This window comes from Vibrio tasmaniensis, from assembly GCF_024347635.1.
GTDB classification, from domain to species: Bacteria; Pseudomonadota; Gammaproteobacteria; order Enterobacterales; family Vibrionaceae; genus Vibrio; species Vibrio tasmaniensis.
Window position 1 is genome coordinate 729755 of the sequence record NZ_AP025510.1, and the last position, 21725, is coordinate 751479.

19 protein-coding genes are annotated in these 21725 nt (G+C 42.0%); 14 read left to right on the forward strand and 5 right to left on the reverse strand.

Annotated elements, in window-relative coordinates; all coding sequences use genetic code 11:
• From OCV44_RS03445 to OCV44_RS03465, 5 genes are read left to right on the forward strand one after another with little or no spacing between them, the layout of a single operon-like run.
• A complete protein-coding gene (locus tag OCV44_RS03445) occupies window positions 1-972 on the forward strand; it encodes a type II secretion system F family protein (protein WP_139684590.1) in 972 nt (323 codons plus the stop codon).
• Window positions 969-1973, forward strand: a complete 1005-nt coding sequence (locus tag OCV44_RS03450; RefSeq protein WP_139684591.1) for a tetratricopeptide repeat protein — start codon at window positions 969-971, stop codon at window positions 1971-1973. Before OCV44_RS03445 ends, OCV44_RS03450 begins: the two co-directional genes overlap by 4 nt.
• Before the next feature lie 26 nt (window positions 1974-1999).
• Entirely contained in the window at window positions 2000-3772 is a 1773-nt protein-coding gene (locus tag OCV44_RS03455) for a hypothetical protein (protein ID WP_139684592.1), read from the forward strand.
• On the forward strand, window positions 3769-4698 hold the full coding sequence (locus OCV44_RS03460; protein WP_139684593.1) for a glycosyltransferase family 2 protein: 930 nt from the start codon (window positions 3769-3771) through the stop codon (window positions 4696-4698). Before OCV44_RS03455 ends, OCV44_RS03460 begins: the two co-directional genes overlap by 4 nt.
• A 9-nt stretch (window positions 4699-4707) precedes the next feature.
• On the forward strand, window positions 4708-5418 hold the full coding sequence (locus tag OCV44_RS03465) for a class I SAM-dependent methyltransferase (RefSeq protein ID WP_139684594.1): 711 nt from the start codon (window positions 4708-4710) through the stop codon (window positions 5416-5418).
• Between the two features lie 100 nt (window positions 5419-5518).
• Here the strand turns inward: OCV44_RS03465 and chrA are convergent, their stop codons facing one another.
• Window positions 5519-6667 (reverse strand): chromate efflux transporter, encoded by a 1149-nt coding sequence (gene chrA / locus OCV44_RS03470; RefSeq protein WP_139684595.1) that lies wholly within the window; start codon window positions 6665-6667, stop codon window positions 5519-5521.
• Window positions 6668-6767: 100 nt separating this feature from the next.
• Here chrA and OCV44_RS03475 point away from each other — a divergent pair, with 100 nt between their 5' ends.
• Window positions 6768-7697, forward strand: coding sequence for a LysR family transcriptional regulator (locus OCV44_RS03475; protein WP_139684596.1), 930 nt, complete (start codon window positions 6768-6770; stop codon window positions 7695-7697).
• Here OCV44_RS03475 and OCV44_RS03480 read toward each other — a convergent pair.
• Window positions 7681-8805, reverse strand: a complete 1125-nt coding sequence (locus tag OCV44_RS03480; protein WP_139684597.1) for a phosphatase PAP2 family protein — start codon at window positions 8803-8805, stop codon at window positions 7681-7683. The two genes, OCV44_RS03475 and OCV44_RS03480, sit on opposite strands and share 17 nt — an antisense overlap.
• Before the next feature lie 407 nt (window positions 8806-9212).
• The gene (locus OCV44_RS03485) at window positions 9213-9767 is read right to left on the reverse strand and encodes a gamma-glutamylcyclotransferase family protein (RefSeq protein ID WP_139684598.1); all 555 of its coding nucleotides are present in this window, start codon (window positions 9765-9767) and stop codon (window positions 9213-9215) included.
• A 307-nt stretch (window positions 9768-10074) separates the two neighbouring features.
• Here OCV44_RS03485 and OCV44_RS03490 point away from each other — a divergent pair, with 307 nt between their 5' ends.
• Together OCV44_RS03490 and OCV44_RS03495 are read left to right on the forward strand one after the other, a co-directional pair.
• Window positions 10075-11259 carry an NnrS family protein gene (locus OCV44_RS03490; RefSeq protein WP_139684599.1) on the forward strand — a complete coding sequence of 395 codons (1185 nt, stop codon included), beginning with the start codon at window positions 10075-10077 and terminating at the stop codon, window positions 11257-11259.
• Window positions 11260-11608: 349 nt separating this feature from the next.
• Window positions 11609-11926: a DUF3622 domain-containing protein gene (locus tag OCV44_RS03495; RefSeq protein WP_009847480.1), complete on the forward strand. Its 318-nt coding sequence runs from the start codon at window positions 11609-11611 to the stop codon at window positions 11924-11926.
• A 174-nt stretch (window positions 11927-12100) separates the two neighbouring features.
• On the opposite strand, the gene OCV44_RS03500 is transcribed toward OCV44_RS03495, so the two are convergent.
• Window positions 12101-13147 (reverse strand): succinylglutamate desuccinylase/aspartoacylase family protein, encoded by a 1047-nt coding sequence (locus tag OCV44_RS03500; RefSeq protein WP_012604657.1) that lies wholly within the window; start codon window positions 13145-13147, stop codon window positions 12101-12103.
• Window positions 13148-13407: 260 nt separating this feature from the next.
• Here OCV44_RS03500 and OCV44_RS03505 point away from each other — a divergent pair, with 260 nt between their 5' ends.
• Complete coding sequence (locus OCV44_RS03505) at window positions 13408-13947, forward strand: DUF3332 domain-containing protein (RefSeq protein WP_041472888.1); 540 nt, start codon at window positions 13408-13410, stop codon at window positions 13945-13947.
• A gap of 171 nt (window positions 13948-14118) precedes the next feature.
• Here the strand turns inward: OCV44_RS03505 and OCV44_RS03510 are convergent, their stop codons facing one another.
• The gene (locus OCV44_RS03510) at window positions 14119-15591 is read right to left on the reverse strand and encodes an aminoacyl-histidine dipeptidase (protein ID WP_017063331.1); all 1473 of its coding nucleotides are present in this window, start codon (window positions 15589-15591) and stop codon (window positions 14119-14121) included.
• A 1078-nt stretch (window positions 15592-16669) separates the two neighbouring features.
• Between OCV44_RS03510 and OCV44_RS03515 the strand changes: the two genes are divergently transcribed.
• From OCV44_RS03515 to proB, 5 genes are all read left to right on the forward strand, one after another.
• Window positions 16670-17959 carry an NCS2 family permease gene (locus OCV44_RS03515; protein ID WP_139684600.1) on the forward strand — a complete coding sequence of 430 codons (1290 nt, stop codon included), beginning with the start codon at window positions 16670-16672 and terminating at the stop codon, window positions 17957-17959.
• Between the two features lie 84 nt (window positions 17960-18043).
• The gene (locus OCV44_RS03520; RefSeq protein ID WP_010436346.1) at window positions 18044-18508 is read left to right on the forward strand and encodes a xanthine phosphoribosyltransferase; all 465 of its coding nucleotides are present in this window, start codon (window positions 18044-18046) and stop codon (window positions 18506-18508) included.
• Between the two features lie 89 nt (window positions 18509-18597).
• Complete coding sequence (frsA, locus tag OCV44_RS03525; protein WP_139684601.1) at window positions 18598-19851, forward strand: esterase FrsA; 1254 nt, start codon at window positions 18598-18600, stop codon at window positions 19849-19851.
• A 143-nt stretch (window positions 19852-19994) separates the two neighbouring features.
• Window positions 19995-20384 carry a sigma factor-binding protein Crl gene (gene crl / locus OCV44_RS03530; RefSeq protein WP_139684602.1) on the forward strand — a complete coding sequence of 130 codons (390 nt, stop codon included), beginning with the start codon at window positions 19995-19997 and terminating at the stop codon, window positions 20382-20384.
• A gap of 76 nt (window positions 20385-20460) precedes the next feature.
• Window positions 20461-21645, forward strand: coding sequence for a glutamate 5-kinase (proB, locus tag OCV44_RS03535; RefSeq protein ID WP_012604650.1), 1185 nt, complete (start codon window positions 20461-20463; stop codon window positions 21643-21645).
• Window positions 21646-21725 lie beyond the last annotated feature (80 nt).

Consider the following 21725-nt stretch of genomic DNA (forward strand, 5'->3'; position numbering starts at 1 on the left):
ATGGAATTATTAAACATTGAAGTTTGGAAGCAAATGTTAGCGGACTTTGGAGTCAGCTCTCAGATGGTTATCTATGCAATGATTTTGCTTACCACCATCTTGTTAACATTGACCCTAGGGTTTCTTATTTTAGGTGCTCGCTCCCCTTTAGATAAAAAGCTCAAACAGATATCAGAAACGGGTTCACCCAATAATAGAAAGCCTTATGACTTCTCTAATACGTTGGAGTCACTAAGTCCTTTTATTAGTAAAGGTAATAAAAAGGATAATGAAACCTACTCACAAAAGTTGATGCATGCAGGCTTTCATGAAAAAAATGCGTTATCGGTTTTTTATGCATTGAAAGTGTTATCGAGTTTGGTCGGTATCATCGCTGCTTTCATGGTTTATTACATCTCATTCGGTGGTAGCTACAATAACTTGTTGATCATGACCTGCGTCTTTCTTGGGACTTTCACTCCCAATATTATCTTGAGCAAGTTGCAAAAAGAGCGTCAGAAGAAAATTAGAAATGGTGTACCAGATGCTCTTGATCTTCTTGTAGTTTGTACGGAATCTGGTCTAGGCTTTAATGCAGCACTTGGACGAGTTGCTTCTGAGCTTTATGTTTCTCAGCCAGAGTTAGCCGATGAATTGGAGACTGTTTTTGCCAAGATACAAGCAGGTGTCACCATGCCAGATGCGCTGAGGCAGTTCATTGACCGGACGGGGCTAGTCGAATTAGAGGGGTTGGTTTCTTTGCTTTCTCATGCGTCTAGAATGGGGGGAAGCTTAGCGCAGACTCTTCGTGATTATACGGTAGATTTTCGAGATAAGCGTCAGCAAGCTGCGGAAGAGATCGCGGCCAAGATACCGACTAAAATGTTGTTCCCTATGCTGTTGTTTATTTGGCCTTGCTTTTTTATTGTCGCGTTAGGGCCTGGGATCATTATTGTTATTGATGCACTAGGTGCACCAGGAGTAAGTTTATGATGCGAGTGAGTAGATATTTTCTAGCTTTATTAGTGTTTGTTATTCTTGGTTGTGCATCCCCAGATGAGCCGACAAACCAATTTGATGCAGAGTTGTATTCCGGTAAACCAATCGATACCTTAAGCAGTGATGACCCTCCACTGAGTGAGAAAGAAGCCATTATGCGTGGTGATGTGGCATTGAGGGATAACAATATCGATTTGGCCCTTTATGAATATATTCGCTCTCTATCCTTTCCTGAGAAAGAGTTTCACGATAAAACGTTGTTTACGATAGGCCAAATTCATTCATCTCGTGGTAACTATGTACTATCCGAGAAAGCTTATTTAGCAGCGCTAGATTTTAACCCTGCACATACTGAAGTCCTGGAGCAATTAGGTGTTTTGTATACAAAGCAGCGTCGCAAAGAGGAAGGGCGGAGTTATTTCTTTAAAGCGATCAATGCAGATCAAGTTCGCTTAAAAAGTAGTGGCACGATTAAAAATTACCAAGCGTTAAGTCAAAGTGAAGTGGCTGGTTTGAAGGTTGATAGCATGTCTCCCGCATTAGCTTTTATGGGGATAGGTGTGCTGGAAGATGTCGATGGAAAACACCAGATCGCGCAAGAGTACTTTAAAAAATCACTGACAATAGACAAGAGTTCAGTTAAAGCTTTGTTGAATATGGGCTACTCCCATTACATGTATGGTAATTACAAGGAAGCGTATCAATACACTCGTTCGGCTTTAGAGATAGAACCGAACAATGAAAAGGCTCAAAACAACCTTGCGCTTATTTATTTGGCTGCCGGGGATATCAAAAAGGCAACCAACGTTTTTATGAGACACATGGAAGCTCCTGAAGCTTTGAATAATGTCGGTTATTTTTTAATTTTGCAGGGCAAGCCTGACGAAGCCATTCCCTATCTACAACAAGCTATCGATAAAAAGGCATCTTATTATAAAGTGGCAAATGATAACTTAAATAGAGCGTTGTCTGAGGTAAGAGAGATGGAGCAGTAACAACTTAGATTGTGATCTTTGGGTTAATGAAAAGGATATTCATCTTGCCTAAGAGTGAAAGCTTTAACAAAGATATCATTATTATTTCTGTCATTTGGTTGCTGTGTGCAACTGCGATATTTTTCTATAAGTGGGAGAGTATCTCAACACTGACTTTAAATGATAATGATGATTACATGCGCTTTGTTCAATTCCAAGAATGGATGAGTAATGGACGCTGGTATCTGGAACCAATGGATAATTTCAATGCCTCTGATGGTATTGTTATTCATTGGTCTCGATTTCCCGACCTGATACTTTCTGCTATTGCGTATCCTTTATTGTTTGTTGTGGATGAAAGTACCGCTTATTCACTGTCTATTTCTATCGTACCTTTGCTTTATCTACTCTTCTACTCATTGTCATGTTTCTATCTATGTAACCATTACTTTGGAGAACGCTATCGGTTTTTGAGCATGATGTTCTCCCTGTTCTCTCCATCGGTTATGCATTTTATTCCGGGCTCCATAGATCACCATAATGTTCAGCTTATTTTTGCTATTTTTTTCCTGTCTCTAACCCCTATAACTGTAAGTCAAATTAATCAATCATGGCGAGTGTATGCTCAATCTATTCTCCTAGCATTGTCGTTATGGACAGGGCTGGACAATATACTTTTGTTTGCGAGTTTTTTTATCGTTTACACTGTGTATTGTTTCTTTATTAGTGATAGTTGGTTTTCTTATATATCAAGATTATATCTCTTCTGCTGTGTTTCAGTTGTTATCTCCGTTTTATTAAACAGACCTTATAATGAGTTCTTTGATTTTAAGTACGATGAAGTGTCATTTGTTATTGTGGTATTGTTTTTTGTCGGGTGGGCTTTTGTTAATAATTACCATTGGTTTAAATTTGATGGTTGGCCTTTTGGTTTACGTTTGTTTGTGTTTATTATGTTGGGAGTTGGATATGTGACTCCAGTGATTTTGTTTTATCCAAATATTACCAGTGCATTATTTGTCGACTACCCTCCTATACTTCAGATTTATTGGCTTGACCATGTTTCTGAGGCTAAATCAATTATCCAGTATATAAGTGAGAATGGTTTCCTATCCATTGATAATTATGTGTTACTGGTTATTCCCGCTTTAGTTTACCCTCTATTTAGAGTTAATAATCATCACTGTACAATACTGTATATTTTTTTCTTGTTGAATTTAGCTCTTGCCATATTCTGGCAGGTTAGGGTGATAAGGTTATGTTTTATTTTATCAAGCCCTTTTCAGGCTTACGTAGTTATAAGATTGTCTGAATATGTAAAATATTCAATATTTAAAGTTTTGATTATATTACTAGGCGCTCCATTAGTGATGGCATTACTAGTAATAGCTATTGGCAATGATGATTTTGAACGAAATACCGTTGAAAATGACACGAAAACTCTATTTAGAGTATTGGAAGAAAAGGGCATCGAATCAAAGGTTATTCTTACTGGGATTGAGACGGGATCTCCTGTGTTGGCCAACACCCACAACAGTATAATTGCAGCCCCTTATCATAGGAATATCGTTGGTAATCAATTTCTTATCGATGTTATGTTGGAGGAGGATATGAGTTTAGCCAAGGACAAAGTCCAAGCTAAGAACGTTGATTATATTGTTATAGGAAATGACTCCCACTTAATGGTTTTGAAAAAATCAGCAAGTGAAGAGGCTCTTATAAAAAAATTATACAGCTCAAATGTTCCCAGCTGGTTGGAGACCATATATGACGATGTTCCTGATGGCTACCGAATTTTTAGGGTCAGGGAGAGTTTATGAATAGTATAAAAATTGCAGTGTTACTCCCATGTTTTAATGAGGCGGGTGCTATCGGAAAGACAGTTATGTCTTTTCAGCAGGCTTTACCTGATGCATCTGTTTATGTGTATGACAACAACTCAACCGACAATACGGTAAACGAGGCCTTGCAAGCTGGGGCTATTGTGCGACATGAGCCTCGGCAAGGTAAAGGGGAGGTTGTTAGGCGGATGTTCTCTGATATCGATGCTGATATCTATGTGATGGCTGATGGTGATGACACTTATGATGCTTCAGTATGTCCAGCGCTGATCGAACAATTGAATAACGAAAAACTCGATATGATTATTGGAAGTCGAGAGCGAGTTTTAATGGCTTATCCCAAAGGGCATATCCTAGGAAATAAGCTGTTTTCGTCGCTGATTAATTTAGCATTCAAGGCTCAATTGAGTGATGTGTTTTCTGGTTATCGAATTATGAGCCATCGATTTGTCAAAACCGTACCCATTTTCAGTGATGGCTTCCAAATAGAAACAGAGCTTACTGTTCATGCTCTGCATCACAATATGCCAATCAAAGAAGTTTCGACGCAATATCAATCAAGGCCTGAAGGCACAGCCAGCAAATTGAATACCTTTAGTGATGGGATCAAGATCCTCAATTTCATTTTGTTCTTATTGAGAGATGTAAAGCCAATGTTCTTCTTTGGCGTATTGTCTATGTTGCTTGGCTTCATTTCATTGGTTTTAGGAATCCCCGTTATCATCGACTTCATCGATACTGGGCTCGTCGAAAGGGTACCCACTGCGATTTTGTCTAGTTCAATTGCGTTGATAGCGGTGATGTCTTTTTTCTGTGGGTTGATACTCGATAACGTATCACGAGGTAGGCGAGAGATGAGGATCCTTTCTATATTAAGAACGAGTGATAAAACACTACCTGAATAGGAATCAAGCATGAGAACAAGCAAGGATGAAGACAAAGAGTGGATCGACTATTTATCTCGTTTCAGTGATGAATATGATGAGCGTGTTTATAACAGCAATACAACGGGTTATGTGATGAGAGCTGGTCATGTAGCGTGCGAAAAGCCATTTCGTGAAAGTGATCATTTTTCGAGAGTGCTAGAAGTGGGTTCCGGAACGGGTGAACACTTACTGCACGTCAAACACACCTTTGACGAGTATATCGTGAGTGATGGTGATGCTGCGGCGCTTGAGGTGGCAAAAGAGCAACTCAGTCGTATCAATTCTTATGACAAACTCACTTTTAACGTAACTAATGCTTGTGAGTTAGATTTTGAAAGCAATAGTTTTGATCGCGTGATCGCAACTCATATATTGGAGCACTTATACCAGCCTCACTTGGTGATCAAAGAGTGGTTGCGAGTGTTAAAACCTGGAGGCACTCTGTCTATTTTGATTCCTACCGATCCTGGGATCGCTTGGAAAATCGGCCGTTATATGACGACAAGAAAACACGCCTTACAGAAGGGGTGGCATTACGATTACATTATGGCGAGAGAGCATGTCAATCCATGTAATAACTTAATCGCTTTCTTAAGGTATTACCTTCCTGAACACCAAAAATCATTTTGGCCGCTGAGCTTTGTACCGCTTATTGATTGCAATTTGTTCTTTAACTTCCACGGGGTTAAACCACTATAGGAAGTAAAAGATGCTTTTAGTTTTTGAAAGAAGAGCGGGAAAACAAGAAGTAAGCGATCAAACCTCTCACTTCTTATTTGTCTGTCTATTAATTGATAGCTTAGATCGCCAAACCTGTAATTGCGCCAAACAACATAAACACACCCACTAACCCTACAATCGGGACCTTTACGGTTTTTAATAACCACACACCAACAATGATCAGAGCGAAGTCTATGCCGCTGCTCACTGCGCTTGTGAAGATGGGTTGATACAGGGCCGCAAGCAATAGACCAACAACTGCTGCATTCACACCGGTAAGAGCACCTGCCACCAAAGGCTTGCTTGCAATCGCCTGCCAATTCTTCAGTACAGCCAGTAGCAATAAGAAACCCGGTAAGAACACGGCAATTGTTGCGAGCAGTGCGCCTGTAATTGGTGCCGATGGCATTAAGACATAACCGAGGTAAGTCGCTAATGTAAACATCGGGCCAGGAACCGCTTGCGCAGCAGCATAGCCTGTTAGGAAGGTATCTTGAGACAGTTGGTCGCCAATACCATTCTGTAGCAGCGGAAGAACCACGTGACCGCCACCGAATACCAAACTGCCTGCTTGGTAAAATAACCCAAACACTTCGATGCCTTGAGAATATGCACTGAACAGAGGTAAACCAACTAATAGTGCTACAAAAATAACAAGCGGCGTTATGGATATCTTATGTGTCGAAGGCGTTGTTTTTAAGTCTTGTGAGGTTAAAAATTTGCTGCCAATGATTGCTGCAAATAGGAGCACTAAGACTTGAGGCCAGATCCCAGGAATCAAAAGTAGAACAATAGCGGTGATCACACACAGTGCTGTTGCTACCTTTGATTGGCAAAAGTTTTTGTACATGCCGAAAGTGGCGTCAGCTACAACCACGACCGCGAGCAGCTTAAGTCCGTGGATGATTGAAATGAAAAGCGGCGCTTCCAACAACTGGTTGCTCACTAAGGCCAATATCAACATTAGGATGACAGAAGGGGAGGTGAAGCCAACAAATGCGGCAATCGCACCGGTTAAGCCACCTTTTTTATAGCCAACTGCGAAGCCAACTTGGCTTGAGCCTGGACCCGGTAAAAATTGACTGAGGGCGACAATTTGCCCGTACTCTTCGTCGGATAACCAATTCAGTTTCTCAACAAAGGTTTTACGGAAGTAGCCAATATGTGCCGCTGGTCCACCAAAGCTAATCCAGCCAAGCCAGAAAAAGGTTTTAAAAATTGAAAGCATGATCGATTCCAGATAAATGTTTAGCGTAATTTAGGTGGAGTTGGACTATGATTCAAATTAATTATTTTAATTATAACTATGAATAATATGGGATTGGTTTGTGGCTGATTTTAACTGGAAAGGAATTGACCTTAACTTATTGATTGCACTGCAAGCTCTATATAAAACAAACAGTGTTAGTAAGGCGGCAGAACGTTGTTATGTCAGCCAATCAGCGATGAGTCATAGCTTACAAAGATTGCGAAAGCTGTTTGATGATCCTTTATTTGAACGAGTTGGTAGCAAGATGGAAGCGACCGATCGAGCCATTGAATTATCAAGCACCGTTGATGCGTTGCTTAATACTATTCAATCCGAAGTTCTGTTGTCCAAAAGGTTTGAAGTTGATAGTTATAAAGGAAGTTGGAAGATCGGACTTACCGATTACGCAGAACGGATGTTTGGCCCAATGATCTTTGATTTTATTAAACAAGCTTCGCCAAACTCTCAAGTCGCATTTCTTAACGTTAATCGAACCAATTACCAGCAGGTATTTGAAGAGGCTAAGCTAGATATTGCGATCGGCAGTTTTGGTGAAGTGCCTAAATTGTATGGCACAGAACTTCTCTACACCGAGCAACATGTTTGCTTGCTAGATGAATCAGTGTTGGATGTTGAGTTGCCTATGTCACTGCAATCATTTGTCTCTGTGGAGCACGCCTTAGTGTCTCCTAGTGGTGCCTTAAAAACGGCAGTTGATACTAAATTGTCTGAGTTGGGCTACACTAGAAAAGTGGCAATTGCATCAAGCAACTTCTTAACGGTAAAACGATTGATCAGTGGCAGAAAGCTATTGTGCATTGTGCCTAAGTTAGTCGCTAGAAATGCCCCTAATGTCGACAGTTCACTGATAGCCGTCACTCCGCCGATAGACGTCCCCGATTTTGATATACAGCTTGTTTATCGTAAGGGAAAACAATTAGACGACAAAAACACTCACTTGAGGACAGTGATATCTCAAGCGGTTGAGATTGTCATTGCTGTTGAGTGATTGATGACGAGTTTCTTCTTAGCAAATAACCAATTAAGTGCCAAAGAGCAACTACCATTAGAGCGCCTATATACCCATCTATTGCGTAGTGCCACGCTAAGTGAACGGACCCAACTTGGACAAAGAAAGCGTAAACCCACGCAATATATCCCCAGTTTTTGTTTAACCGGAATGTGGTCATAGCCATTAACACTGCGATTGTTACATGTAAACTTGGCATGGCGGTTATGCCCGTTCCTCTGCCTCTTATTCCGGTCACATAGCTATCCCAAAGCATATCCTGTGCTGATAATGTCCATAAAGAAAATACACTTAGCTCAGTTATTTTATGGTTCTGCATATCCAGACGTTGCATTAATTCGAGGTAGAGGTCTTGATGATGGAAATGATGAAAGAACACGGGGCCAGCAGATGATAATAATGTTGCCATGACGTTTCCCAGAAGGAACCACGAGACTAAAAAGGTGAGGATAAATTGGTTACGAAGTTGGTCATTTTTCCGATAGACAATGAAAAAAAGTAACATCCCCCACATAAGAAAAAACCACAAATTGTACAGAAAATTAATCACTAGAGTTGAAGCCGCATTAGGCAGGAAGAAATGTGTTATTTCCCATGGGGATACACCGAAGTGCAGCCACTTATCTAAGTGATAAAAGGTAAGATCCAGATAGTATGGATTGAAGTGAGGTATCAGTGATTTTATAAACGTATAGCTTGAGAATGAGATGTTTAAAACGAACATTAACAAAACAAAATAAATAGGCTTGGATATAGGAAATAGCAGCGATGTCACTTTTTTTATTAACCGTATCGTTGGTTTTTTTTCTCGTTTAAACAATAAATAGCAATAGTAATACGTAGCCCAAACAGTAAAAGTGACATAGCAAATAGTAATCAAAACATCGATATAGCTATAGATATCATATTTCATATTCTCGGGAACAAATATGTTGATGATTAAGGTAAACGGGGCAATGAATGCAACATAATACAAAATCAGTTTGTTTCTTCTGAATTCATGAAGTAAAGACGATAACAAGTTTGATTGTTCTTTTTGAGGAGCGGGTTTGGCGGTGGTCGTCTCTGAATCCATATAGCCCTTCATCAAGATTTCCTATCATGATTAAAGGTTAGTTCATTTGAGTTGTTTTTCTACTTTTCGACCTTGTGTCCGGGGTAAAAATAAACGAAATAAATCCTTCCATTTTTCACAACCCGACTATACTTAATTTACGACTAAAAGCAGTCGTAAAGAATAGGCTTTTTGATTTACCTAAGTAAAAAAATTGATTATATCCTAATGATATAGCTGAAAAAACTACCAGGCTAAACGGACTTAGTTGGTCTTAAAGCGCTAGCTCCCCCTAGCGCTTTTTCTTTTGTTCTAAGTTAGCTCTAATCTCTTAGGTGTTTACAGGTTTGAGTTGTTTAATCTCGATTTAGAACAGTTAACGGTCGAGCTCACTGACTAAGTGCAACAAGCCATGTAGACCGACAAATTATGAGTATCAACTAGCTACGAACGGTCAGTATCAAGCCATCAATTACACTGTGGTGGTGCTCAGAAACCCCAGCAAGGTTGCCGTATTTCGGCTGGTGGCGATCATTTTCTAATGGATGGTGCCAACCTTGTGTATGTTCCACAAAGTGCGCTGCAAAGCTTTCAGACACCTCTAAGCATCCTGCCATGACAGTATCAACATAGGTTTGAACGATAGGGCTGTTTTCACAAGGCGCTTCGATTTCGTCTTTGATGTATACCCAGATCGATTGATCCGCTTTAAACTCGGTTTGGCTCTCTATCTGATCGTTTCTTAACTCAATTCGGTGATAACCACGCTCACGACGATCGAATTCAGCCAACGCAACATCATCGACTTCAAGCAAGACACCATTCACTTGTCCGTCACCAAGATTGACGATCAAGGGTGACAAAACATAGCTGTCATCGATCTTACTCCAGTGACGAACTAGGCCGTGCACTATCGCAGGAATCGCTTGTCCTGTTTGACCTGTGAGTTGACGAGAAGAGGAGTTGATCAAGCTACCATAACCAAAAATATACATCGCGTTCCCTGTCTGTTCTTTTGTATTTGAGACTAGTCTTACTATATGTTTGGCTTCATCAAATGTCAGTAGTTTTTTATTTTACACACCTTCGAGTCTAAATGACTTTCTGTAATGTGTTTAATTGACACTTTTTTGATGTCTAAATACACCTTGTTGCTTGTTTTTATTGGTTTTATATCTTTGGCGTGTTTCATGCATTGTGTTAGGCAATATTGCGGTGATGATTACTGCACCTTGAATTTGGCTATTGGTAGCAATTCAATATAAGCCACACTTGGCTTGTTATCTGAAATGAGGAATGAGTTTGTTAAATATCACAGATAAAAGCGTAGAAGATGCGATTCCAGCTTATCTTCGTTTAGGTTTTCGACCTTTCTTCTTTCTAGGCAGCCTCTATGCCGTGATTGCTATCGTCGCTTGGGTTGTCATGTTCCAAAATGGTCAGCCTGAAGTGTTAAAAGTGCCCGCGCTTTGGTGGCACGTACATGAAATGCTGTTTGGTTTTTCTATGGCGATTGTGGTTGGTTTTGTTTTAACCGCCGTGCAAACGTGGACGGGAGTCAACGGAACCAAACATTATCAATTAGCTGCGCTCGTTGGTTTGTGGCTAGCGCCTCGTATTCTATTTTGGACACCGGCTCCGTTGTGGCTGATCTCTTCGATTGAAGCGCTGTTCTTAATCTTCGCGGCTTACGAGATTGGTTTCCGTGTCGTGAAGTCGAAAGGTTGGAAGAACCTGTTCTTCGTACCGCTATTTATATTGGCTATCGTCGCCAACTTTGCTAGTTATGCGACTATTAAAGGCATGCCTCCATTCCCATCGTCTGCAGTATGGCACGCAATGTTATGGTGGTTTACCTTGCTTCTATCTGTAATGGGTGGGCGAGTTATCCCGTTCTTCACGGCCCGTCGTTTTGACTTTGAAAAAGCACAACCACTGGTTTGGTTGGAATGGCTAGCGAACCTGCCTTTGGTTGGATTGTTTGTCTTGAGCTTCTTCCCGTTGACCTTTGCTCAAGTTGGCAACGAGTTGATGGTGTTTACAGGTGTGACTCAGTTGGTGCGCTTTATTCGCTGGAAGCCTTGGACAACGTTGTCTGAGCCTTTGGTGTGGTCACTGCATGCGGCTTATTTGTGTATTCCCTTGAGTTTGTTGCTGAGAGGCTTGTTAGACAACCCGTTCGCGAGCCATAACATGCTGCACCTGTTTGCGATTGGCGGTTTGAGTGGACTGATTCTTGCGATGATCACACGTGTGACCATGGGACACACAGGTCGTGCTATCTATAAAGGGCCAAGTATGGCTTTAGCGTTCTCGGCTATTTTTATTGCGGCTTTGGTTCGCAGTGTAGGTGTGACATTCTTCCCAGCGTATTTATTTGAGATGGTCAACATCAGTGCGGGTTTATGGACGTTAGCATTCGGGTTGTTTATCTGGAAGTTCGGCATGATGCTTTTAACGCCAAGAGTGGATGGCCACCCAGGCTAAGCGTATTGATTTTCGAATCCATTTTGAAAGGGAAGCACTGAGCTTCCCTTTTTTTATCGCAGCAAGTTATTGCTTTAATTTATCTCTGTTTGAGCACAGTCCATTTCATTGTTGTCGATAAAATAACAAAGAATTTGATGGTGAATCGGAGAGTTACGAACCAATTGAAATCAGGTACAAACGATTTGCAGCATTGGAGTGTGATCCGCTGCAAATATTTGCAGCAATATTCATTGATTTGTGCTCTAATACCGCGCTTACCAAGGGATGGTGTTAAAAGATGCTCACTTAGATGGAGTTATCAAAGTTGACCGATCCCTTAATGATCTCCCTTAGGAAAAAATAGAACATGTCTAAGAACAAAAAATTTGATATTCGCCTTACAGAAAAACGCAACGGCTGGTGTGCAGAAATTACTCGTCAAGTTACGTCTCGCAGCACAACAGTATCTAAGCGTGAGTCTGGTTTCGAAACTGAAGCTCTAGCACAAGAGTGGGCAGAGAAAGAGCTAGCATCTTTCATCGCAAACCAAGCTGAACGTAACGAGCGTAAATCAGAGCAGCGTAAAGAGCGTGACGAACTACGTCATACTAAAGAGCTTAAAGCTGAGCAAGCACGTGAAGCACGCGCAAAAGCTCGTGAAGAAGAGCAAGAAGACGCTGAGTAATCCAGCGCTTAATTAATTTACAGGTTCCTTAATTTTAAGATAAGGGACAAGTAAAAAAAGCCCCAATATAACTTTTTTCTTTCTAGTCAAAAGTATATTGGGGCTTTTTAGTTTGTGGCGTTTATTTTCGAAAATGTAGCCACTTCTTGCTAGTGACTACATGTCATTCATTGATTAGTTGTTAAGCGCCGTTAGCCAATCATCTTCCGCTACTTCTTCAATATAGCTCTCAACTGATTGTCCCACTTCATCGTCATCTTGTTTGAAGTAAGCAATGTGGAATACTGCGTCACCTTCGTTTACCAACGGTAGAGTTTGTTGGCCAATCACGATACCTCCTTTGGTTGTGATCACTTGGCCTTCTTGGTGACCCAACGGAGAGCTGATGTAAGCCAGGGTTTGCCCTGCTTCAACTTGTTCGCCAAGTCTTACCATGTTACGCAAAATACCGTCTGATTCAGCGCGGATCCAGCTGGTGGATTTACTCAATACTGGCTCTGGTAACTTCTTGCGGTTAGGGCGTAGCATGCCGATTTCTTTCATCACTTGATGCACGCCAAGGTAACCCGCGCGAATCGCTAGGTGATCAAAACGCAGCGCTTCACCACCTTCGTAAGTTAATACAGGGATACCCAATTTTTCCGCTTCGCTACGAAGTGACCCGTCACGCAGTGGAGAATCAATGATCACTGGTGTTGCGAACGCTTTTGCGATGCGCAATGTTTCTGGGTTCGACAGGTTTGCACGGATCTGTGGCAAGTTAGTACGGTGAATCGCACCTGTGTGTAGATCTAAAATAAAATCACAGTGCTTCGCCACATTCTCAAAAAAGGTGTAAGCGATGCGTGATGTTAGCGATCCTTTCTCACTGCCAGGGAAGCAACGGTTTAGGTCACGACGGTCTGGTAGGTAACGAGATTTATGGATAAAACCAAACACGTTGACGATTGGCACAACAATCAAGGTACCTTTCAGTTTCTTTGGATCAATCGCATTGGTCAGTTGTCGTGCAATCTCAACACCGTTTAGCTCATCGCCGTGGATAGCCGCATTTACCATCAGTGTTGGGCCTGCTTGGCGACCGTGAATAATTTCAATCGGGATCGAAAGTGGAGAGTGCGTGTAAAGCTGAGCCGCTTGCAGTTCAATCTCCATTCGCTGTCCTGGCTGAACAGTATAACCAAGTAATTCGAATGGTTGATTAGGTTTTAGTCTTGCCATTTAGGTTGTTCTCAACATGGTGATAATTCGTTAACACGGAATGTACCAATCGTTGATTTTTAGTACGAATCAATCGGTTTACGGTGACGACAAAAGTTTTCTATGGAGTTGTCTATAAACAAGTTTCCAGTTTTAATTTGACTCATTATAGGGTGTTTCAAATTGTGGTTTTTCTGACAGTACACTGATATTTGTCATTTGGTTGGTTGCTATTATCCATCGCCATTTTTTGGCGGCCAAATTCAAATATCGAGATGAAAATGAAAAAAACAATTTCAAAAGTTGTAGCACTAGCTGTGGTATCTGTTGCTTTATCTGGCTGTGTTGGTAGCAACGCAGTAACGGGTTACCTAATGAAGTTCAACCTTAAAGCCGTTGATAACCGTTACGCTCGTGGTGGTTTGAACATATTGCTTGCACCGGCTTACGGTCTAACAGTTGCAGCTGATTACTTGGTATTCAACTCACTAGAGTTCTGGACGGGCAGCAACCCACTAACAGGTGCACCGCATATATTTGATACTAAGATTGATACTTACCTTGATATCAACCATCAGCTTGATAAGTCACTTACTGAAGCGCCAGTGGGTCCTATTACGAGTGCTGATATGATTGAGAAAGGTCAAATGCAGCAGATCGACGAAAACACGATCCAAATGGACATCACTTACCAGTCTGGTGAGCGTGCGACATTGATCGGAGTTCGTGATGGTGAGATGGTGACATACTTCATCGACGGCGAAGTCGTGGCACAAACTTCAATTGATGAGTTAGAAAGCTACGCGGCTTCACGCGCTTAATTGTTTATTTAGTCACAAGTACATAGCTACAAAGGTTGGATACAAAAACAGGTACTCATTGAGTACCTGTTTTATTTTGTGTCTATAAACGGTGTTTACTGAAAAGTGCTATTTAGTGAAGAGCCCTATTTATTGGAAACACCATTTATTGAACATACATAGCTTACCGAATTATGCTTTTTCTGGGATAGCTGCAAGCAGTGCAACCATTTGATTCCAGAATAGCTCAACCGTATCGATCTTCACTTTCTCATCAGGAGAGTGAGGGAACTTGATGGTTGGGCCGAAAGAAACCATATCCATGTTCGGGTAAGGTTCTTTGAATAGACCACACTCAAGACCAGCGTGGATAACCATGATGTTTGGTTTGTGACCGTAGATACCTTCGTACATGTCGCGGAAGATGTGCATGATTTCTGAATCTGCGTCTGGTTTCCAACCTGGGTAAGCACCAGAGAACGCGATGTTAGCGCCTGCTAGTTCAGCAACAGAGTGCAGCATGCTTTCTACTTGGCTACGACCTGAATCGATCAAAGAACGGATCAGGCAAAGCACTGTGATTGAGTTCTCTTCTGTTGTGATAACACCTACGTTTAGAGACGTTTCAACAACACCTTCAATCTCGTCACTCATACGAATCACGCCGTTTGGACATGCGTTAAGTGCCGCGATAAAGCGAGCTTGGTCTGCTGACGCTAGTGCGCCCATTTCTACAGAAGCTTCTTCATTGAAAGTCACGATGCTGTCTTCTACTTTGCCTAGCTCTGTTGAAAGTAGCTCAGTGTAGTAGTTGTATAGCGAAGCCAGTTTCTCTTGGTTTGCTGCTGGAACCGCAACCGTTACGAAACCTTCACGAGGGATCGCGTTACGAAGGCTACCACCTTTGAATTCGACGATGCGAAGGTCTAGCTCTTTTGCGTGACCCGCTAGGAAGCGAGCAAGCAGTTTGTTTGCGTTTGCACGACCTGTGTGGATGTCACAACCAGAGTGACCGCCTTTTAGGCCTTTTAGCGTTAGCTTGCGTGTTACGAAGTCAGCTGGAATCGCGTTACGTGCAATTTCAAATGTCATTGCGCCGTCAATACCGCCAGCACAACCCATGTACACTTCGCCTTCTTGCTCTGAATCGGTGTTAAGAAGGATATCACCTTCTAACCAACCAGCTTCAAGACCGAAGGCACCAGTCATGCCTGCTTCTTCATCTACTGTTAGTAGAACTTCGATAGGGCCGTGTTGGATTTCGTTTGAAGCAAGAACCGCTAGGCAAGAAGCCATGCCCATGCCGTTATCAGCGCCAAGCGTTGTGCCTTTCGCTGTAACCCACTCACCATCAATGTATGGTTGGATTGGATCTTTAGCGAAGTCATGAACTGTGTCTTCGTTCTTTTGTGGAACCATATCGATGTGAGCTTGTAGCACGACACCTTTTTTGTTTTCCATACCCGCCGTTGCAGGCTTTTTGATGAATACGTTACCCGTTGGGTCGCGACGTACATCTAGGCCTTGCTCTGTTGCCCAAGCAATAATGTATTGAGCAAGCTCTTCTTCATGTTTCGAAGGGTGTGGGATTGAACAAATTTTATCGAAAAACTGCCAAATAGGGGCAGGGGACAATTTACTGATCTCAGAATGGAATTCAGACACGGATGACTCCTTTTTTATTTGATAACCATATATTTAGGTTTTGTATGGGTAAAAACCTAGAACAAAAATCTAAAATATGGGTCTGTTTTGATGGCAACAGCATACCACTTGCGCGTTTTGACGAGTAGCGGTTCTAAACTTCAAATACCTCAAATTTTGAAAGCGATCTTGTCCATCTGATCATAATTAAGCATATCGACGCTTATAAAAGGTGTAAGCAAACGTTTGTTTAATTCTGTTTTGTAATTAAATTACAAAAATGAGTTTGCAAAATAACCATAAATGGCCAAAAGTGTGACGTGTAGCAAATAATGCTTGTAATCTTTTTTCTTTCGGGTATATTAATAACCAACTTCTAAGGTGAAGAGTAAATGCTCAAAGGATGAGTCCGTTTTATCGCCTCCAAGGAACCGAGAAATCAAATTCGTTTTTTATTGATTTATTAAGGTGATAGTTATGAAAGGTTTACCATCTGCAATGTTCTGGCTTAACAGCTCTGTTTACACTAGCAACTTTGCATACCCTACTAGCTTTGGTTACTAATACCGTAAGCATGTAACTCGAACAGTTTTGTTCACCCCTATATATTGGAATTCTTTTACAGCCCTTTTGGTTGACAGATTCTACCGCCACTCAGTTTTGAGTGGCGTTTTTTTTGCCTGCTACTTTTCTAAACCGCTTATTACTTATCACTTATCACTCATCATTTTCCTGCTGTTCTGCATGGTTGTTTTTTAAACGCCGAAATATCAATTTGCGCCTTATTACTGATTCTGTTGAAAAATACGTAACTATTGTGAGTTTGAATTCAGAATTTATAAGCTAGATTCTCAATGAAAATAGCCAAGGGTAGAAAAAACAACCAACTAATTATATTGGATGTTTTGTTTTTAATTATTTGTTTTTAAACGCTATTTTACACTAATTCTTTGATTTTTAATTGCTTCGTTTAATACGGCATTCTGATAAATATCGATTAGAGCCTTAATTCTATCTGGAATTTGTTATTTGATAACTTTATAATCCACAGCCAATCGATTACGCAACCGTTTACTCTTTACCCTTATAGGATTCGATAATGTTCGAAAAGCTATTCAAACTCAGTGAAAATGGCACCAATGTGCGCACTGAAATCATCGCAGGTCTAACAACCTTCCTAACAATGGCTTACATCATTTTTGTAAACCCAATGATTCTAGCTGATGCTGGTATGGACCATGGCGCTGTATTTGTAGCAACCTGTTTAGCGGCTGCTATTGGCTGTTTCATCATGGGCTTTGTTGCTAACTACCCAATCGCTCAAGCACCAGGTATGGGTTTGAATGCATTCTTTACCTACGCAGTGGTTATGGGGATGGGTTATACGTGGCAAGTTGCTCTGGCAGCGGTTTTCGTATCAGGCGTGATCTTCATCTTCTTAAGTATCTTTAAGATTCGTGAATGGATTATCAACTCGATCCCTATGTCTCTGCGTGTTGGTATATCTGCGGGTATCGGCCTTTTCCTCGCGTTTATCGCGCTTAGTAATGCAGGCATCGTTGTTTCTAACCCAGCAACTAAAGTTTCACTGGGCGACATTACCGCGATTGCTCCTATCTTAGGTGCGCTTGGTTTCTTCCTTACTATTGCTCTTGTTCACCGTGGTGTGAAAGGTGCGGTAATGATTGCGATTCTAGCAATCACGGCTATCGGCATTGCAATTGGTGACGTTCAATACGGCGGCATCATGTCTACTCCACCAAGCCTAGCGCCAACGTTCATGCAGCTTGATTTCTCTGCTGTATTTGAAATTGGTATGATTTCAGTCGTATTCGCATTCTTGTTCGTCGATTTATTCGATACAGCGGGTACGCTAGTTGGTGTTGCAACGAAAGCAAACCTAATAAAAGAAGACGGCAAACTACCGCGCTTGAACAAAGCACTACTTGCTGACTCTACAGCAACGTCTATCGGTGCATTGCTAGGTACATCAAATACAACCTCTTACGTTGAAAGTGTTGCGGGTGTCGCTGAGGGTGGTCGTACTGGTCTAACAGCGGTTGTTGTTGGTATCTTGTTCCTACTGGCTCTTTTCTTCTCACCGCTTGCAGGTATGATTCCAGCCTACGCAACATCAGGTGCACTTTTCTATGTAGCAATTTTGATGATGTCTGGCCTAGTTGGTATTGATTGGCGTGATCTTACGGAAGCTGCACCAGTCGTGGTAACATGCCTGCTTATGCCGCTGACGTACTCTATCGCTGAGGGTATCTCACTAGGCTTCATCGCTTACGCTGCAATTAAGCTGCTAAGTGGTAAAGGTCGCGACGTTTCACCTGCTGTATGGGTAATGTCGGCTATCTTTATTCTTAAATATACTTTCGCTTAATCGTCTAGATTTCTGCTTAATCGCTGAAGAGGCTATGTTTGAAGTAGCCTCTAATAACATGACAAAATTATTAGGTTTTATACTATGAGCAACAAATTCGTTATCACTTGGGACAATATGCAGACTTACTGCCGTCAACTAGCAGAAAAGCAAATGCCAGCAGAGCAGTGGAAAGGCATCTGGGCGGTAAGCCGTGGTGGTTTGGTTCCTGGTGCAATCTTGGCTCGTGAGCTAGGTATTCGTCACGTAGATACGATTTGTATTTCTAGCTACGACCACGATCACCAACGTGATATGACAGTCGTTAAAGCACCTGAGGGTGACGGCGAAGGCTTCCTTATCGTTGAAGACCTTGTTGATAGTGGTGACACTGCACGTAAACTTCGTGAAATGTATCCTAAAGCGAAACTAATCGCAGTTTGTGCAAAACCATCTGGCGCACATTTACTAGATGAGTACATCGTTGATATCGCTCAAGACACTTGGATTGAGCAGCCTTGGGATACTAGCTTAAGCTTCGTTGAGCCAGTAAATCGCAAGTCAAAATAAGCGTAAACTTAGTTTTTTGAGAAATGACCCTTTATAGGGTCATTTTTTTTTATATTATTAGTGACAACCATTTCTTATTAAGTGTCCCAATGTCTGAATCAGAAGAAACGAGCTCGAACCTTTCGGAAACCTTGTTTGTAAAGCATAAGCAGGCTAAAGAAACCTCAATGCTGACGCGCTACATGCCAAGCTCAGAAGAGTTATTGGATGAGAAGCGTGAACAGCAAAACTCATCATGGTACCGAAACTTAAGACGTCTTCAGTGGGTATGGCAAGGCGTTAATCCAATAGAGCAAGAAGCGGTATTGGCCCGCATCGCGTCATCAGATAACTCTCGTACAACCGATGAGTGGCTTGATACGGTCATGGGCTACCGCAGCGGTAACTGGGCATACGAGTGGACCAAGCTGGGTATGCAGCATCAAAATCGCTCGAACGACAAGAGTGGCGAAGAGGTGGCGGAAGAACTGTTTTCTGCGTCTTTGTGCTTTAGCATTGCGGGCTACCCACACCTCAAGAACGACAATTTGGCGGCTCAGGCTCAAGTATTGGCGAACGCGGCATACTCTGAAGCGATTAAGCATACTAAGTTGATCGTCAAACAGATTGATATTCCATACCAAAACAAGAAGATCAAAGCGAACTTGCATCTAACCAAAACAGACAAACCACAACCGGTTGTGATTGTCAGTGCGGGTCTAGATAGTTTGCAAACGGATATGTGGCGTTTGTTTAGGGATTACTTAGCACCGAAGAACATTGCCATGCTAACGGTAGACATGCCATCAATAGGGCACAGTGCACATTGGCCGTTAACAGAAGACTCATCTTGTCTTCACCAAGCTGTTTTGAATGAGCTGCCTAACATCCCGTGGGTCGATCACCACAAGGTTGGCTTGTTTGGCTTCCGCTTTGGTGGCAATGCGATGGTGAGATTATCTTTCCTAGAGCAACATAAGCTTAAAGCGTGTATCTCTTTAGGCGCGCCTATTCACGATATCTTTGTTCATGCCGACAAACTGAAACAGATGCCGAAAATGCATTTAGATGTGTTGGCCTCGCGTCTTGGTAAGGGAGCGGTCGATATCAATAGCCTTTCTGGGCAATTGATGGCGTGGTCACTCAAGGTACAAGGTTTGCTGTCAAACAGTAAAACCAGTGTTCCGATCTTGGCATTGGCCTTAGAGGGCGACCCTGTATCACCTCCAATGGATAATCAACTGGTTGCTATTTACAGTGATTACGGTAAAGCGAAGAAAATCAAAGCTAAGTCAATTACACAAGGTTATGAGCAATCCCTCGAATTGGCGATAAAGTGGCTTGAGGATGAATTATTTAGATGACATTTCTCCTAAATTAGTTAAGCATGAAAAGTGTACAAAGTAAGTACCTGATACTCAGAGATAATTTATAAAATCCAATTGCGTAGTTTCTACGTATAACAGTCTGAGTAACGTCATTCTTAACATTGAAATGGAGATTCAATATGTCAGAAGTGACACAACAACCTACGCATTATCGCTTGTTAAATGTTTTAAAAGCTATTGGCCCTTACTTAAGAGAGCCGCAATCAGAAGAAGGCCACTATATTTTTGATTGCTTGTCTGTGTGTGTGAACGATAAAAAATCACCAGAAGAACGTGAGTTTTGGGGCTGGTGGTTGGCGTTGGATAAGTCGGAAGAAGGATTTTCGGCGAAGTACAACACGGGTAAATACAACATCGATGGTAACTGGGACCCTTTGCCATTACCTAAGAAGGCGGTCGCTGAGGTCTCTCGAACTCAAGAAGCCTTTCACCAAAAGCTGGTTGATGAACTTCAAAAGAAATTTGAAATCGGCGTTCAGTTAGACGAAGAGTCTGTCGAATTCGTCTGATTTTAAAGGTTACTCTTCTATATAAAGAAAAAAGGTGCGATTTCGCACCTTTTCTACTTGTGAATTCCCCTTTTGATTGCTAAAACATCACCTCTTATTTGTTTTATCCATAAAAGACTTCATGACAACAAATCATCAAAGCGGGACAACAACACAGCGTAAAACTGTCGTTGTTAAACTGGGTACCAGTGTCTTAACTGGTGGAACATTGGCATTAGACCGCGCTCATATGGTTGAGCTGGTTCGTCAATGTGCTGAATTAAAAAAACAAGGCCACTCTGTGGTTATGGTCTCGTCTGGTGCAATTGCAGCCGGACGTGAGCACCTTGGTTACCCCGCACTTCCCAACTCGATGGCAAGCAAACAGTTGCTTGCGGCAGTTGGGCAAAGTCAGTTGATTCAAGTTTGGGAGTCTTTGTTTGCTATCTACGGCCTTAAGATTGGCCAGATGCTACTGACTCGTGCTGATCTCGATGATCGCGAGCGTTTTCTTAATGCACGTGACACGATCAACGCACTCGTTGAACACGATATTATTCCGGTAGTAAACGAAAACGACGCAGTAGCCACCAACGAAATTAAAGTGGGCGACAACGATAACTTGTCGGCTTTGGTAGGTATTTTGTGCGGTGCTGATAAGCTTTTGTTATTAACCGACCAAAAAGGCCTGTTTACCGCTGACCCTCGCAAAGATCCAAACGCTGAACTCATCAAAGAAGTGAAAACCATTGATGACACACTGCGTAAGATCGCAGGCGGAAGTGGTACTACGTTAGGTACCGGCGGCATGGCGACAAAACTGCAGGCAGCTGATATTGCTCGTCGTGCGGGTATTGAAGTGATCATTGCTGCGGGCAGTGCTGAAAATGTGGTGTTTGACTCATTGAGTGATAACCCACAAGGCACGCGTTTCTTGCCTTTAGCGGAAGCGCTTGAAAACCGTAAACGCTGGATTTTAGCGGGCCCAGCTTCAGCTGGTGACATCGTGGTCGATGATGGCGCAGTCAATGCCGTTAACACCAAAGGCAGCAGCTTGTTGGCGAAAGGGGTTGTTCGAGTGAAAGGCGAATTCTCTCGTGGTGAAGTCACCCAAGTCACAGACAGCAAAGGCAAAGTGATTGCGCGTGGTATCGCCAGTTACTCAAGCCAAGACCTAGCAAAAATTGCAGGCAAGCACAGTAAAGATATTGGCGACATTCTTGGATACGATTATGGGTCAGAAGTCATTCATCGTGACGACCTAGTTGTGATTCAAGAGTAGTTCGTGATGGTAAGGCGATGCACTACGAATATACATAATCTTAAATCGCCTTTTTACATCCAAAGACAGACAGAACTTAG

Excerpts from the sequence above, each read along its gene's own strand:
- OCV44_RS03445 (WP_139684590.1), top strand. The coding sequence starts at position 1 with ATGGAATTATTAAACATTGAAGTTTGGAAGCAAATGTTAGCGGACTTT.
- OCV44_RS03450 (WP_139684591.1), top strand. The coding sequence starts at position 969 with ATGATGCGAGTGAGTAGATATTTTCTAGCTTTATTAGTGTTTGTTATT.
- OCV44_RS03455 (WP_139684592.1), top strand. The coding sequence starts at position 2,000 with ATGAAAAGGATATTCATCTTGCCTAAGAGTGAAAGCTTTAACAAAGAT.
- OCV44_RS03460 (WP_139684593.1), top strand. The coding sequence starts at position 3,769 with ATGAATAGTATAAAAATTGCAGTGTTACTCCCATGTTTTAATGAGGCG.
- OCV44_RS03465 (WP_139684594.1), top strand. The coding sequence starts at position 4,708 with ATGAGAACAAGCAAGGATGAAGACAAAGAGTGGATCGACTATTTATCT.
- chrA (WP_139684595.1), bottom strand. The coding sequence starts at position 6,667 with ATGCTTTCAATTTTTAAAACCTTTTTCTGGCTTGGCTGGATTAGCTTT.
- OCV44_RS03480 (WP_139684597.1), bottom strand. The coding sequence starts at position 8,805 with ATGAAGGGCTATATGGATTCAGAGACGACCACCGCCAAACCCGCTCCT.
- OCV44_RS03485 (WP_139684598.1), bottom strand. The coding sequence starts at position 9,767 with ATGTATATTTTTGGTTATGGTAGCTTGATCAACTCCTCTTCTCGTCAA.
- OCV44_RS03495 (WP_009847480.1), top strand. The coding sequence starts at position 11,609 with ATGTCTAAGAACAAAAAATTTGATATTCGCCTTACAGAAAAACGCAAC.
- OCV44_RS03500 (WP_012604657.1), bottom strand. The coding sequence starts at position 13,147 with ATGGCAAGACTAAAACCTAATCAACCATTCGAATTACTTGGTTATACT.
- OCV44_RS03505 (WP_041472888.1), top strand. The coding sequence starts at position 13,408 with ATGAAAAAAACAATTTCAAAAGTTGTAGCACTAGCTGTGGTATCTGTT.
- OCV44_RS03515 (WP_139684600.1), top strand. The coding sequence starts at position 16,670 with ATGTTCGAAAAGCTATTCAAACTCAGTGAAAATGGCACCAATGTGCGC.
- OCV44_RS03520 (WP_010436346.1), top strand. The coding sequence starts at position 18,044 with ATGAGCAACAAATTCGTTATCACTTGGGACAATATGCAGACTTACTGC.
- frsA (WP_139684601.1), top strand. The coding sequence starts at position 18,598 with ATGTCTGAATCAGAAGAAACGAGCTCGAACCTTTCGGAAACCTTGTTT.
- crl (WP_139684602.1), top strand. The coding sequence starts at position 19,995 with ATGTCAGAAGTGACACAACAACCTACGCATTATCGCTTGTTAAATGTT.